Below are 13,426 nucleotides of genomic sequence, written 5' to 3'. Positions count from 1 at the left end.
TCTGATCCCCCGGTTTACACAGAACTCTACTTTTGACTGTTATTGATTTTTACAATCTGGTCAAATACACCGCCATTTTCGAAATGCTGCTTTTGTACCTTATTCCAGCCACCAAATTCCTGATCAATTGTGACCAGCTTCAGCGGTTTAAAAGTACTACTATATTTTTTCAGGACTGCCTCATTACGTGGTCGGTAATAATTACGGGCAACCAGATCCTGTGCATAAGGTGAATACAAGAAGTTCAGATAACCTTTTGCAACATTCAGATTCCCTTTTTTGGCTGCATTTTTTTCTACAATCGCTACAGGCGGTTCAGCCAGAATAGATAAAGAGGGCGTAATAATTTCAAACTTGCCAGGCTGTTCACGTACTGCCAGAAAGGCTTCGTTTTCCCAAGCCAGTAGCACATCACCAATACCACGTTCAGCAAACGTTGTAGTGGCTCCACGTGCGCCAGAGTCAAGCACTTTGGTATTTTTATAAATCTGGCGAACAAACTCCTGTGCCTTGGCATCATTACCCCCTGGCTGGTGCTTTGCCCATGCCCAGGCTGCCAGATAATTCCAGCGCGCGCCTCCAGATGTTTTAGGGTTCGGAGTAATAATTCCTACTCCCGGTTTTACCAGGTCACCCCAGTCTTTTATTCCCTTCGGATTACCTTTACGTACCAGAAATACAATAGTTGAAGTATAAGGAGTGGAATTCTGTGGTAATTTTTTCTGCCAGTCAGCAGGTAATAATTTTGCTTTTTCAGCAATTACATCGATATCAGCAGCAAGTGCCAAAGTCACCACATCAGCTTCCAGTCCATCAATCACCGAGCGTGCCTGCTTACCTGAACCGCCATGAGACTGGCGTAAATTCAGGTCTTGACCGGTACGTTGTTTCCAGTAAGCACCAAACTGCTTATTTACCTGATCATAAAGCTCACGCGTTGGATCATAAGACACATTGAGAAAATCTTTAGCTGCAAAGCTTGCAGTAGAGGCCGAAAGTAATGCTGCAATTATTCCAATTTTTACTTTTGAAAATTTCATATTTTATCCCCAATATTTTGCATAAGCATAAAAACATGAAAGCAGAATAGCGCTAGTCTTTATCCATAAAAAATAATAAAAAACGAATTCATTATGAAAAATAAAGAAAAAGAAAATATACTTCTGTTTCTAAACTAAGTTGCAGAATCAACTGGATACTTCATATCGATGCTGTTTTTCAAGAATGCTAAGAAAATAGAAAATGTTCCTATTGAAGACCGGGCTTTTCAGTATGGAGATGGCTGTTTTACGACAGCCCGGCTGCGGAATAACCAGATAGAGCTGCAAGATTTACATTGGGCTCGGCTGAGGAACAGTTGTGAGCGTCTATATCTTGATGCTGATTTTGACCTGATTGATAAAACGCTTGAACAGCTACAAAATCATTATCCGGTATTGAATGGTACGTTAAAAATACTGATCAGTCGCGGGACGGGGCAGCGGGGTTATAGTTTGCCTGAACATCCGGCCGATATTTATATACTGTTTTATCCTAAAGCCAGTGAAGTGATTAGACCGCAGCTGATCCGAAGTGGTGTGCTGAATCAGGCTATGGGTTTATGTATGCCGAGTCTGGTAGGTATTAAATCTTTGAATCGTCTGGAGCAGGTGCTACTTAAAAAGGAAGCCGAAATGCAGGGTTGGGATGAGGCACTGGTCACCGATGTGCAGGGAAGTGTTGTTGAAGGCGTGAGCAGTAATTGCTTCGTTTTTCAAAACAATACATGGTTTACACCGGAACTTCGCTATAATGGCATCCACGGTGTGATGCGGGCGACAATCCTGTCACGCATGCAGCGGGAAAATATCGTCTGCGAGCAGCGTTTCATCGACATGGAAAATATTGGGCATTTTCAGAGCCTGTTCTTCTGTAATGCATTAAGTCCCATGAAAATTGTTACTCAACTTGGACAGCGGAGCCTGGATTCCCAGCCTTGTCTGGATTTATTCCGTATTTTGCAACTGGATCAGATTAGCTAGTTTATGCCGAAACCTCACTCAACTCCGAAAAAAAAGAATGCTAAACCTACGTTCCCTGCTGTACTGACGATTATTGCAGGCCTGTTCATACTTGGCTTGGTGTTGCTCTGGTCAAGCCTGTTTAAAAATTATCCGGTAAATGGGCCAAAACAAATGCTGGCAATTAATCCGGGAGACACCTATTCAGGCTTTATTGACCGGCTGGCTGAAGACGACAAAATCAGTTTTCCAATTATTTTAAAGCTTTACCAGAAACTGGTCATCCATGACACATTAAAGGCTGGTGTATATGAAATCCAAAAAGGCATGAGTGTTCGGCAAGTACTTGAACTGATCTCGAACGCTGAAAATGCCCAGATGAACCGGATTTTAGTGATTGAAGGCACGACCTTTAAGCAGTTACTTGAAAATCTGAAAAAAGACCAGCTGGTTACTCATACTATTACTCATTTACCAGAACAGCAGCTATTAAAGGAATTGAATATTCCTTACAGCCATCCGGAAGGGCTATTTTCACCAGACACTTACTTCTTTGCAAAAGGTGAAACCGACCGCAAGATTCTAACCCATCTCTATACACGCCAGATGAAAGCACTGGATGAGGCATGGCAAAACCGGGCCAGTGGTCTACCGTATAAAGATAAATATGAAGCACTGATCATGGCTTCTATTATTGAAAAAGAGACCAGCATTGATAGTGAACTGCAACAGGTTTCCGGAGTGTTTGTGCGCCGCCTGAAAATGGGAATGCGCTTACAGACTGACCCGACCGTAATTTATGGTATGGGGGATAACTATAGAGGTAATATTACCCGAAAGGATCTGCGTACACCAACGCCTTATAATACCTATACAATTTCTGGCTTGCCGCCAACGCCAATAGCTTTGCCAAGTAAAAAAGCAATTGAGGCAGCAATGCATCCGGATAACTCAAATAATATTTACTTTGTTGCCACCGGCAATGGGGGGCACAAATTTAGCGCCAGCCTCGAAGAACATAACCGTGCAGTACAGCAATATCTATCTGTACTTCGAGCTAAAAATTAGGAGCGTAGGATGTTTATCAGTTTCGAAGGTACAGAAGGCGTAGGAAAAACTACTCTAATCCGTGAAATTTATGCACATTATGAGCAAAAGGGTGCCGAGATCATACTCACTCGTGAACCGGGTGGAACATCTTTAGCTGAACAGATTCGTGCACTATTACTCTCTGTTAGTCATGATGAAAAGATGAGTGATGATACCGAGCTTCTGCTGATGTATGCAGCAAGAGCCCAACATTTACAACAGGTCATTTTACCTGCGCTTCAGGCCGGTAAAACGGTTTTGTGTGACCGTTTTACCGATGCCAGTTTTGCCTATCAATGTGCTGGACGTGGTCTGAATGAAAATAAACTGGCGCTTCTCAACCAGTCTTTTGTTTCTCGTATGCCAGATATTACATTATGGCTAGATGCACCGGTTGAGCTGGGAATGTCTCGTGCCCGTGAGCGTGGTGCACTAGACCGTTTTGAACAAGAAAAGGTCAGTTTTTTTGAAAAAGTGCGCGCAGGTTACACTAGATTATGGCAACAACATCCGGAACGGATTAAGCGCCTTGATGCTACACAAGCACCAGAAAAGGTACTTGAACAGGCGTTGGAACAGATTGGAAAACTGGCCTGAATTAAAGGCCAGTTTTAGAAAAGGATTGGATTAACCAAGTGCTGGTTCGACTTCCTCATTAACCCGCGGTTGACTAACTTTGAAATCTGGTGGCATTAGGATGGTTTTTCGAAGTTCAGGCGCCAGCTCCGGATAATCCAGCGTATAGTGCAAACCACGCGATTCTTTACGTTCCATCGCGCAGCGTACAATCATCTCGGAAACCAGTACCAGATTACGCAGCTCAATCAGGTTTTTACTGACCTGATAATCTTCATAATATTCAGTGATTTCCCGTTTAAGCATCTCAATTCGATGCAATGCACGCTTGAGGCGTTTACTGGTACGGACAATACCAACGTAATTCCACATGGTCTGACGCAGTTCGTCCCAGTTTTGCAGTATTACAACATCTTCGTCTGCATCGGTAACCTGCGAGTCGTCCCATTCAGGCACAGCAGGCAAGCTAACTTCAGGGTTAAACTGGCTCTGGATATGCTGGGCTGCACTCATGCCATAAACAAAACACTCTAGCAGGGAGTTACTTGCCATTCGGTTCGCACCATGCAGACCGGTATAGGAGGTTTCCCCAATGGCATATAGGCCAGAAATATCGGTCTGGCTATACTCATCCACAATCACGCCGCCGCAAGTATAATGCGCAGCTGGCACCACGGGAATCATATCTTTGGTAATATCAATACCCAGTTCAAGCAGACGGGTATATAAGGTCGGGAAGTGTTCTTTTACAAATTCAGCCGGTTTATGGGTAATGTCCAGCCACACATGACGAATACCCAGCCGCTTGATTTCAAAATCTATGGCACGAGCCACAATGTCTCGAGGGGCCAACTCGGCACGCTCATCAAAACGCAGCATAAAACGTTCACCCTCTGGCAGACGCAAATAAGCACCTTCACCACGCATGGCTTCTGTAATCAGGAAAGAGCGGGCTTGAGGGTGATACAGACAGGTTGGATGGAACTGGTTGAATTCCATATTGGCCACACGGCAGCCAGCACGGTACGCCATGGCAATTCCGTCACCGGTTGCAATATCAGGGTTAGATGTATACAGGTAGGCTTTCATAGCTCCTCCGCAGGCCAGTGCGGTAAATGGGGCTAAAAAAGTATGGACTTTGCCAGTCTTTTCATTAAGTGCGTAAAGGCCGACGGCCCGATTTTTTTGCTCATCTATTCCTAATTTTTCGGTAGTAATCAGGTCAATTGCAATATAGTTTTCAAATATGGTCAGATTTTTCTGTTCTCGGGCACGCTGCACCAGTGTCGTTGAAATCGCTTTGCCGGTTGCATCGGCAGCATGAATAATCCGGCGCTGAGAGTGTCCGCCTTCACGGGTAAGATGCAGTTGTTCGGCATCATCCAGCGTAAACTGTACGCCATGTTTGAGCAGAAAATCGACTGAAGGTTTACCACCTTCTACAGTATGTTTAACCGCGTCCAGCTCGCATAACTGGGCGCCTGCAATCATGGTGTCATCAATATGCTGTTGAATAGAGTCAGTTTCATCCAGAACTGCGGCTACGCCACCCTGTGCATAATATGTGCTGGCTTCTGTCAGGGGAGCTTTAGCTAAAACAGCAATGTTATAATGGTGAGGTAATGATAATGCCAGGCTTAATCCGGCTCCACCGCTACCTATAATAATGACGTCAAACTGATGAGTTGTATTTAAACTGCTCATATTCATCGGCTATTTGATAGAAATTCGATCATCAGACCGTTTTTTGCCTAAGAATGCAAGACTTAAAACGCTCAGGTTTAACCAGAATTTCCAATTAAATTTAAATTTTGTAACGTTTTGGCTAAAACCTTGTTTTAAATTATTCATCAAACATATTATTAATCAAAATTAAAAAACCGTTCAGCTAAAAAATTATCATTTAACTGCAGTATGTGAGTTGTGCTTCATGAAAAATCGCTTATTACAAAAAGGAATGTACGCTGCTGTTTTTACTATGGCAGCGGTACAGACACAGGCGGCTTCTACAGTCGATTTCTCTAATCTGGTTGAGCAGGTCAGTCCGGCTGTTGTGAGTGTAAATGTTGTCAAGAAAATGACACAGGAAGAGCTGTTACAGCAGCAGGTACCGGAGTTATTACGCCGCTTTTTTGGCAATCAGGTGATTATTCCGCAACAGCAAGTACCGCAAGAAAAAACCGGCTACGGCAGTGCCTTCTTTATTAGTAAAGATGGTTATCTGCTGACCAATCATCACGTAGTTGAAAATGCCTCACGTATCAGCATCACCTTGAATGATCGTCGTGAAATTGATGCTACTGTAGTTGGAAGTGATGAACGAACCGATGTGGCTTTACTTAAAGTTAATGGCTCAAGCTTTCCAGCTCTGCGAATTGGCAATGTAGACCAGCTCAAGGTTGGTGAACCGGTGTTGGCAATTGGCTCGCCATTTGGTTTTGATTATTCTGCGTCAGCGGGAATTGTCAGTGCTAAATCCCGAAGTATGATGGGAGAAACCTCTGTACCATTCATTCAGACAGATGTTGCGCTTAATCCCGGTAATTCTGGGGGGCCACTATTTAACCAGCGTGGTGAAGTTGTAGGTGTAAATTCACGTATTTTTAGTGGAACGGGTGGCTATATGGGCCTGTCTTTTTCCATACCAATTGATGTCGCAATGGATGTCGCTGAGCAATTAAAGAGTAATGGTAAAGTAATCCGCTCTTATCTGGGGGTAATGCTGCAAGATATCGACCGTAATCTGGCAGAAGCGTATAAATTGCCTAAACCGGAAGGTTCACTTATTACCCAGGTCGCACCAAATTCTCCAGCGGCCAGAGCAGGACTAAAAGCTGGTGACATCATCTTGCAAATTAACGGGATGGCGATCTCCCGTACTTCAGATCTTTTGAATTATCTCAACCGTCAGGCTCCAAATCAGAGTATTCGCTTGCAGGTATTACGTGACGAGAAATTGAGTAATATTACTGCTACGCTCACTACGGCACCAGATAATACGCCAGCAAAAACCAATACACCTGTACAAAATAAAGGACCTGTTTTAGGTATAGCTATTCGCAATCTGACCGAGGCTGAAAGCAGGCAGTTGGGTATTGAGGGCGGAGTATATATTCAGGAAGTTATGCGAGGGGGGCTGGCAGCACAATCCCGCTTGATGCCAGAAGACATCATTACTCAAATTAATAATACGCCTGTGCGAAACAGCGATGAGTTCGTAAATGCAGTAAGTAAGCTGAAAAAGAATACGGTAGCCCGGGTTGCGCTGATCCGTCAGGGGCAACGCGCTATCTTGGGCCTGCGAATCCAGTAACAAACTATACCAATGTTTAAAGCCATCCTGCAGGATGGCTTTTTATTTAAGTACCATTAGCCGGATGATGCCTTTACACTAGATGTTTTATGTGAGTTGATGCAAGACAGGAAAAAATTGCACGTGAATACATTTTTTGATTTAAACATTCAGGTTCAGCCAGAGCATATTGATAGTTTGGGACATGTAAACAACGTCGTATATGTCGCCTGGATGCAACAGGTGGCAGAAGCACATATTGAGGCACTTGGACTGGGACTGAAACAGTATCAGGAACTTAAACATGCCATGGTCGCAGTTGAGCATCAGGTACAATACCGTAAAGCTGCATTTGAAGGGGAGGAACTGATTCTACGTACCTGGCTCTATGATATTAATGCATTGTACTCATACCGTCAGTACGCTTTTTACCGTCCACAAGACCAAACCCTGCTGTTTACCGGTCAGACCAAATGGGCATGTATCGAAATAGCAACGGGTCGCCCAAAACGTATGTCGCCCACTTTTACTCAGGCTTACCAGCCAATTTCAGCAGAGATAAACCCGATGGATTTCTCGACAATCTAAATTGGTCGATATGGTTTTTCCAGATTTTGCTGATTTACAGCTCAAAGCAAAAGCGCATGATTTATGGATACTTTAAAAATTCCATCTGTTATAATCGCTCGCAATTTCCCGAAACAGCTTTTGCTATGTACCTTAAATTTTGTACATAGCCGTATACATTTTTCAAGGTAGCCCATGGCGCAAGCTAAAAAATCTGTTGATATCAAAAACATTCGTAACTTTTCGATTATTGCGCATATTGACCATGGCAAGTCGACCCTGGCAGATCGATTCATTCAAATGTGTGGTGGATTGCAAGACCGTGAAATGCAGGCACAAGTGCTTGACTCAATGGAGCTTGAACGTGAACGCGGTATTACTATTAAAGCCGCTTCTGTAACACTCTATTATACGCATCCGAATGGTCAGGAATATCAGCTCAACTTTATTGATACCCCAGGGCACGTTGACTTTTCTTATGAAGTCTCACGGTCACTGGCAGCCTGTGAAGGTGCTCTACTGGTAGTCGATGCAGCACAGGGTGTTGAGGCACAGTCAGTTGCCAACTGTTATACCGCAATCGAACAAGGCCTTGAAGTTCTGCCAATTCTTAACAAGATTGACCTGCCACAGGCTGAGCCTGAACGCGTCATTCACGAGATTGAGGAAATTATCGGAATTGAAGCGACTCATGCACCGACTTGCTCTGCAAAAACCGGTATGGGTGTGGATAAAGTTCTGGAAACACTGGTTGAGGTTATTCCGGTGCCAGAGGGTGACCGTGATGCACCTTTACAGGCTCTGATTGTTGACTCATGGTTTGATAATTATTTGGGTGTAGTTTCCCTGGTTCGCATCAAGCAGGGGCGTGTGCGCAAAGGCGATAAAATGCTGGTGAAGTCAACAGGCCAGACTCATATTATTACCTCTGTGGGTATTTTTAATCCAAAACATACTGAAACCGGAATGCTCGAAGCAGGCGAAGTAGGTTTTATTATTGCCGGTATTAAAGATATTTTTGGCGCTCCTGTTGGTGATACCATTACTCTGGCCTCTACGCCAGAAGTAGGTACGCTGCCGGGCTTCAAAAAGGTAAAACCTCAGGTATATGCGGGTTTATTTCCGATTGACGCCAGTGATTTTGAGCCTTTCCGTGAAGCATTGCACAAGCTTCAGATTAATGACTCGGCACTATTTTTCGAACCTGAAAGTTCTGATGCGTTAGGATTCGGTTTCCGCTGCGGCTTCTTGGGAATGCTGCATATGGAAATCGTTCAGGAACGGCTGGAACGCGAATATGATCTGGACCTGATCACTTCTGCCCCTACAGTAGTTTATGAAGCATTAACTAAAGCAGGTGATACGATTTATATCGACAGCCCGTCAAAAATGCCTGATGGTTCTACTGTTGAAGATTTGCGTGAGCCAATTGCAGAATGTCATATCTTGGTGCCACAAGAATATCTGGGTAATGTTATGACGCTGTGTATTGAGCGTCGTGGCGTTCAAAAAGACATGAAATTCTTGGGTAATCAGGTCTCTATTACTTTTGAAATTCCAATGGCAGAAGTCGTCATGGACTTTTTTGACCGCTTAAAGTCCTGTTCACGTGGTTTTGCATCACTAGATTATAACTTTGTCCGTTTTGAAAGCTCCTCACTGGTAAAAGTAGATGTGCTGATTAATGGTGAGAAAGTTGATGCTCTGGCAATGATCTGCCATCGTAATGATGCGCGTCACCGTGGTATTGCTCTGGTCGAAAAAATGAAAGATCTGATTCCGCGTCAAATGTTTGATGTAGCGATTCAGGCAGCTATTGGTGCACAGATTATTGCCCGTTCTACTGTAAAAGCCATGCGTAAAAACGTCTTGGCGAAATGTTATGGTGGTGACGTGTCACGTAAGAAAAAACTTCTGTCTAAGCAGAAAGAAGGTAAGAAACGCATGAAGCAGGTGGGTAGTGTTGAAATCCCTCAGGAAGCGTTCCTTGCAGTCTTAAAAGTAGAAAGATAATAATAAGAGGTCATCTAGCTCATGGATTTTGATTTTAACTTGATCCTCGTTCCAGTCACTGTCATTTTTTTCCTGGTGTGGCTGCTCGATAAACTTGTTTTCAAGCAACGCAAAACGAGGGGCCGTGGCAATGAAAATTTTATCATTACCTGGGCTTATGACTTCTGGCCAGTACTAGCCATCGTGCTTGTACTGCGCTCTTTCTTTTATGAACCTTTTAATATTCCGTCAGACTCTATGGTACCAACCTTGGAAACCGGAGATTTTATTCTGGTCAACAAGTATCAGTATGGAATGCGTCTGCCGATTATAAATAAAAAATTCATTGATATTGGTGAACCTGAACGTGGTGATGTGGTGGTATTCCGTTATCCGCCGCAACCAAGTATTAGCTATATTAAACGTGTAGTCGGCTTGCCGGGTGATCATATTGTATATGACCATGGACAGCTGAGTATTAATGGACAGCCAGTTAAAAAGGTTCCGGTTGAGTTCAGCCGTGAAAAGGATATTCAGGACACGCCAGCTTCGATCTATCATAAAGAAACTTTGGGCAAACATACTTTTACCATGCGTGAGCTTGAAGGGGTAAATGTTGCGCGTCAGGCTCCATTTATTAACTATGTTGAAAATGGAAAATACTCGGGTGAAGATGGTCTTTACTGGGAAGTCAAAGTTCCAGAAGGTCATTATTTCGCTATGGGAGATAACCGTGACCAGAGTGCAGACAGCCGCTTTTGGGGGTTTGTGCCTGAAGAAAATCTGGCCGGTCGAGCAGTTTATATCTGGATGCATAAGGAACCCGGCTTCAAGATACCAAGCTTTGCACGTAACGGTAAAATTGATTAACCATTTGGGTGGGTAATAACAATGCGTAATGCTCAGCAAGGCACTTCTTATATTACAATTCTATTTGCGATTATTGTCTTTGCAATGGTGGTAAAGGCTGTAGTAGCCATATGGCCAGCATATTGGGATAACCGTGTGATTAACAGCCAGATTGAAGAGTTATTAAAAGACAGTCCAGCAGATATAACGCCAGCAAAATTTACCCAGCAGATGGATCAGCGTTTGGACATGAACAATATTGATGACTTGCAGTTCAAAGATATTGCCCAAGTTTCAAATGATCAGGGTTTACATGTAAATACCCGCTATGAAGTGAGAAAACCTTTCTTGCTTAATATTGATTTAGTACTAAAGTTCGAGAAGAGTTTTGATCAAAGGTCACTCTAAGGTAAGTGATTTTCGCTTACCCAGCCGTATCGGCTATCAGTTCAAGCAGCCTGAGTTGTTGCAGCTTGCCCTGACTCACCGGTCGGTTAGTCACAAATATAATTATGAACGTCTGGAGTTTTTGGGCGATTCACTATTAGGCATGATTATTGCCAACTATTTGTATCATGCGTATCCTTTTGAAAATGAAGGCCGACTGACCCGCATGCGTGCTACTCTGGTCAGGCAGGAAGCATTAGGCAAGATTGCAAACGATTTGAAACTTAGTCAGTGTTTAATATTAAGTACAGGTGAATTAAAATCGGGAGGACACCACCGTGAATCGATTCTGGCCGATACTGTAGAAGCCATTATCGGAGCAATTTATATTGACTGTGGTGAGCTCAAGATTTTACAAGACATCGTACTGAAGTGGTATGGTCCATATTTAAACAATATTGAGCCAACCGACCAGTTAAAAGACCCGAAATCCCGGTTACAGGAATATCTGCAAGCCCGTAAAAAACCTCTCCCTGTTTATGAGGTGGTCGATATTCAAGGGGATGCACCGAACCAGCATTTTAAAGTGGAGTGTTCGGTCGACAGCCTGCCTAAATTTATCGGAGAAGGGTCAAGTCGTCGCTTTGCTGAGCAAGCAGCAGCAGCGGAAATATTAAAGTTATTGGAGCAATAGACTGCATGTCGATCCAGCCAGATCAAAACAGTACAGATCAAGAGTCAAACACACCGGACAATAACCTGATTGACCAGTTCTTTAGTTCACAGGGTGTGACTATACCTGCTGATTTTAAGAGTGGGTTTGTGGCTATTGTCGGACGTCCGAATGTCGGTAAATCAACTTTGATGAACCACCTGTTGGGACAAAAACTCTCTATTACTTCCCGTAAGCCCCAGACAACACGACATAAAATTATTGGTATTGATAGCCGTGAAAAGTCACAGGCCGTTTACGTAGATACTCCGGGAATGCATAAGAAAGAAGTGCGTGCCATCAATAAGATGATGAACCGTGCAGCACATTCAGCCCTACGTGATGTAAATCTCGTTCTGTTTGCGGTAGATGCCCATAAGTGGACACAAAATGATGACCTGGTGCTTGAGAAGCTGAAAAATGCTGAAATGCCAGTCATTCTGGTTATCAACAAGATTGATACTATTGAAGAAAAAAGGACATTACTTCCTTTGATTCAAGAACGTACTAAACTCATGAATTTCGTGGAAATTGTACCAGTTTCTGCATTGCGTGGTGCAAATCTGGAACATCTGCGCGATACAATTGACAAGTATTTACCTTTCCAACCGCCGCTATACTCATTTGACCAGATTACTGACCGTTCAGAGCGATTCCTGGCATCAGAAGTAATTCGTGAAAAAATTATGCGACAGCTTGGTGAAGAGCTTCCATATGACCTGACTGTTCAGATTGAATCTTTTAAAACTGAGGAGCCGGCATTAAATGAGAAGACTGGCCGGATGAAAGCTGCCTGTACCTATATCGATGCCACCATTTTTGTTGACCGTCCTGGACAAAAAGCCATCGTGATTGGTGAAAAAGGTGCTAAGCTGAAAAAAATCGGGATGGATGCCCGTATTGATATGGAAAAAATGTTCGAACAGAAGATCATGCTGACACTGTGGGTAAAAGTGAAAGGTGGCTGGTCTGATGATGAACGCGCGCTCAAGAGCCTGGGATATAGTGATATCTAAGGCTTAAGCTTTTTGCAGGAGTTCCGTAGTGATCAAGACAATGGCAATACTGATAAGCATTCTAATGCTGCAAGGCTGTATTCATAAGATTGTTACGGTTCCTGTAAAGGTGGCTTATAAAACCACGAAAGGGGTAGTCAAGGGGACTGCGGCAGTGGTGGGTGCAGTTATCCCTGATGGGGATGATGAAGATCAGGCATCAGATCGGGACTAGCTCAACCCTATGCGCAATGAAGCTTTGCATGGTTACCTGATCCATTACCGTAAATATCGTGAGAAGAGTCACCTTGTCTATTTATTTACTGAGGAATATGGCCGGATTGATGGAATTTTACGTCAGGTTCCCCCGCCACAGTATCAACCTTTAGCACTTCAGGCTTCTGGTAAAGGTGAACTCAAAAATTTCAGTAAACTTGAAATCGTAAATCAGCCTATTTTCTTTTACGGTGATGCATTCTTCTCTGGCTTTTATTTAAACGAATTATTACTTCGGTTATGTCCGCTTGAAGAGCCGATGCCACAGACTTATCAGCAGTATCAGTTGACATTGGTCAAGTTACAGCAACTGGCAGTAAATGCACAGCCCGGGCTGCTATTAAGACAAATTTTACGCCAGTTTGAACATATTTTGCTTGAAGAGCTTGGTTATGCTATCGATTTTTCGGTAGATGCCCATCAGCAGTCAGTTGAACCGGAACGACATTACCATTTTCAGATTCAGGAAGGCTTTATACCTGTACAAAAAGCCAGTTCAGCTACCTTGGCTGGCCAGAGCCTTCTTACAATGCTGGACTATGAAAAAGGTGCAGATTTCTCCCAGCCACAGTTACAGCTATTATCTCGACTTTATCGCCAGATGATTACATCTTTACTGGGTGACCGGCCATTGAAGAGCCGCCAGTTATGGATTCAAAATACTCATTCTCAATCTTAATCAGGAATTTAT

The 13,426-nt window shown here is 43.5% G+C and carries 14 protein-coding genes; 12 read left to right on the top strand and 2 right to left on the bottom strand.

The features are described 5' to 3' along the window. Positions 1 to 26: 26 nt before the first annotated feature. The gene (locus tag ACRAD_RS09680; RefSeq protein ID WP_005027021.1) at positions 27 to 1,040 is read right to left on the bottom strand and encodes a sulfate ABC transporter substrate-binding protein; all 1,014 of its coding nucleotides are present in this window, start codon (positions 1,038 to 1,040) and stop codon (positions 27 to 29) included. A gap of 168 nt (positions 1,041 to 1,208) precedes the next feature. On the opposite strand from ACRAD_RS09680, the gene pabC reads away from it, so the two are divergent. The 3 genes from pabC to tmk are packed head-to-tail and all read left to right on the top strand — an operon-like array spanning position 1,209 to position 3,686. Continuing rightward, positions 1,209 to 2,021 carry an aminodeoxychorismate lyase gene (gene pabC, locus ACRAD_RS09675; protein WP_005027019.1) on the top strand — a complete coding sequence of 271 codons (813 nt, stop codon included), beginning with the start codon at positions 1,209 to 1,211 and terminating at the stop codon, positions 2,019 to 2,021. A gap of 3 nt (positions 2,022 to 2,024) precedes the next feature. Then, on the top strand, positions 2,025 to 3,068 hold the full coding sequence (gene mltG / locus ACRAD_RS09670) for an endolytic transglycosylase MltG (protein ID WP_005027017.1): 1,044 nt from the start codon (positions 2,025 to 2,027) through the stop codon (positions 3,066 to 3,068). A 9-nt stretch (positions 3,069 to 3,077) separates the two neighbouring features. Continuing rightward, positions 3,078 to 3,686 (top strand): dTMP kinase, encoded by a 609-nt coding sequence (gene tmk / locus ACRAD_RS09665; protein ID WP_005027015.1) that lies wholly within the window; start codon positions 3,078 to 3,080, stop codon positions 3,684 to 3,686. 30 nt (positions 3,687 to 3,716) lie between these two features. Here tmk and nadB read toward each other — a convergent pair whose 3' ends face one another. Continuing rightward, the gene (nadB, locus tag ACRAD_RS09660; RefSeq protein ID WP_169332033.1) at positions 3,717 to 5,375 is read right to left on the bottom strand and encodes an L-aspartate oxidase; all 1,659 of its coding nucleotides are present in this window, start codon (positions 5,373 to 5,375) and stop codon (positions 3,717 to 3,719) included. Positions 5,376 to 5,595: 220 nt separating this feature from the next. Between nadB and ACRAD_RS09655 the strand changes: the two genes are divergently transcribed. The 9 genes from ACRAD_RS09655 (at position 5,596) to recO (ending at position 13,414) form a co-directional block, all read left to right on the top strand. Further along, the gene (locus ACRAD_RS09655; protein WP_005027010.1) at positions 5,596 to 6,978 is read left to right on the top strand and encodes a Do family serine endopeptidase; all 1,383 of its coding nucleotides are present in this window, start codon (positions 5,596 to 5,598) and stop codon (positions 6,976 to 6,978) included. A 123-nt stretch (positions 6,979 to 7,101) separates the two neighbouring features. Continuing rightward, entirely contained in the window at positions 7,102 to 7,545 is a 444-nt protein-coding gene (locus ACRAD_RS09650) for an acyl-CoA thioesterase (protein WP_005019361.1), read from the top strand. A gap of 174 nt (positions 7,546 to 7,719) precedes the next feature. Next, the gene (lepA, locus tag ACRAD_RS09645) at positions 7,720 to 9,537 is read left to right on the top strand and encodes a translation elongation factor 4 (protein ID WP_005027005.1); all 1,818 of its coding nucleotides are present in this window, start codon (positions 7,720 to 7,722) and stop codon (positions 9,535 to 9,537) included. Between the two features lie 21 nt (positions 9,538 to 9,558). Beyond that, positions 9,559 to 10,386, top strand: coding sequence for a signal peptidase I (lepB, locus tag ACRAD_RS09640; RefSeq protein ID WP_005019366.1), 828 nt, complete (start codon positions 9,559 to 9,561; stop codon positions 10,384 to 10,386). A 21-nt stretch (positions 10,387 to 10,407) separates the two neighbouring features. Beyond that, the gene (locus ACRAD_RS09635; RefSeq protein WP_005027002.1) at positions 10,408 to 10,773 is read left to right on the top strand and encodes a DUF4845 domain-containing protein; all 366 of its coding nucleotides are present in this window, start codon (positions 10,408 to 10,410) and stop codon (positions 10,771 to 10,773) included. Next, positions 10,754 to 11,446: a ribonuclease III gene (gene rnc / locus ACRAD_RS09630; RefSeq protein WP_005019370.1), complete on the top strand. Its 693-nt coding sequence runs from the start codon at positions 10,754 to 10,756 to the stop codon at positions 11,444 to 11,446. Before ACRAD_RS09635 ends, rnc begins: the two co-directional genes overlap by 20 nt. Positions 11,447 to 11,451: 5 nt before the next feature. Then, positions 11,452 to 12,480: a GTPase Era gene (gene era, locus ACRAD_RS09625; protein WP_005026999.1), complete on the top strand. Its 1,029-nt coding sequence runs from the start codon at positions 11,452 to 11,454 to the stop codon at positions 12,478 to 12,480. 40 nt (positions 12,481 to 12,520) lie between these two features. Beyond that, positions 12,521 to 12,694, top strand: a complete 174-nt coding sequence (locus ACRAD_RS09620; protein ID WP_282437611.1) for an NF038104 family lipoprotein — start codon at positions 12,521 to 12,523, stop codon at positions 12,692 to 12,694. Between the two features lie 9 nt (positions 12,695 to 12,703). After that, positions 12,704 to 13,414, top strand: coding sequence for a DNA repair protein RecO (recO, locus tag ACRAD_RS09615; RefSeq protein ID WP_005026995.1), 711 nt, complete (start codon positions 12,704 to 12,706; stop codon positions 13,412 to 13,414). The last annotated feature ends 12 nt before the right edge of the window (positions 13,415 to 13,426 follow it).

Source organism: Acinetobacter radioresistens DSM 6976 = NBRC 102413 = CIP 103788 (assembly GCF_006757745.1).
Classification (GTDB): domain Bacteria; phylum Pseudomonadota; class Gammaproteobacteria; order Pseudomonadales; family Moraxellaceae; genus Acinetobacter; species Acinetobacter radioresistens.
This window is presented reverse-complemented; position numbering and strand designations above follow the sequence as displayed.

What these genes read in the sequence shown, in the direction of transcription:
- ACRAD_RS09655 (WP_005027010.1), top strand. Translation starts at nt 5,596, where the DNA reads ATGAAAAATCGCTTATTACAAAAAGGAATGTACGCTGCTGTTTTTACT.
- ACRAD_RS09635 (WP_005027002.1), top strand. Translation starts at nt 10,408, where the DNA reads ATGCGTAATGCTCAGCAAGGCACTTCTTATATTACAATTCTATTTGCG.
- lepB (WP_005019366.1), top strand. Translation starts at nt 9,559, where the DNA reads ATGGATTTTGATTTTAACTTGATCCTCGTTCCAGTCACTGTCATTTTT.
- ACRAD_RS09680 (WP_005027021.1), bottom strand. Translation starts at nt 1,040, where the DNA reads ATGAAATTTTCAAAAGTAAAAATTGGAATAATTGCAGCATTACTTTCG.
- tmk (WP_005027015.1), top strand. Translation starts at nt 3,078, where the DNA reads ATGTTTATCAGTTTCGAAGGTACAGAAGGCGTAGGAAAAACTACTCTA.
- nadB (WP_169332033.1), bottom strand. Translation starts at nt 5,375, where the DNA reads ATGAATATGAGCAGTTTAAATACAACTCATCAGTTTGACGTCATTATT.
- era (WP_005026999.1), top strand. Translation starts at nt 11,452, where the DNA reads ATGTCGATCCAGCCAGATCAAAACAGTACAGATCAAGAGTCAAACACA.
- mltG (WP_005027017.1), top strand. Translation starts at nt 2,025, where the DNA reads ATGCCGAAACCTCACTCAACTCCGAAAAAAAAGAATGCTAAACCTACG.
- ACRAD_RS09620 (WP_282437611.1), top strand. Translation starts at nt 12,521, where the DNA reads ATGGCAATACTGATAAGCATTCTAATGCTGCAAGGCTGTATTCATAAG.
- recO (WP_005026995.1), top strand. Translation starts at nt 12,704, where the DNA reads ATGCGCAATGAAGCTTTGCATGGTTACCTGATCCATTACCGTAAATAT.
- lepA (WP_005027005.1), top strand. Translation starts at nt 7,720, where the DNA reads ATGGCGCAAGCTAAAAAATCTGTTGATATCAAAAACATTCGTAACTTT.
- pabC (WP_005027019.1), top strand. Translation starts at nt 1,209, where the DNA reads ATGCTGTTTTTCAAGAATGCTAAGAAAATAGAAAATGTTCCTATTGAA.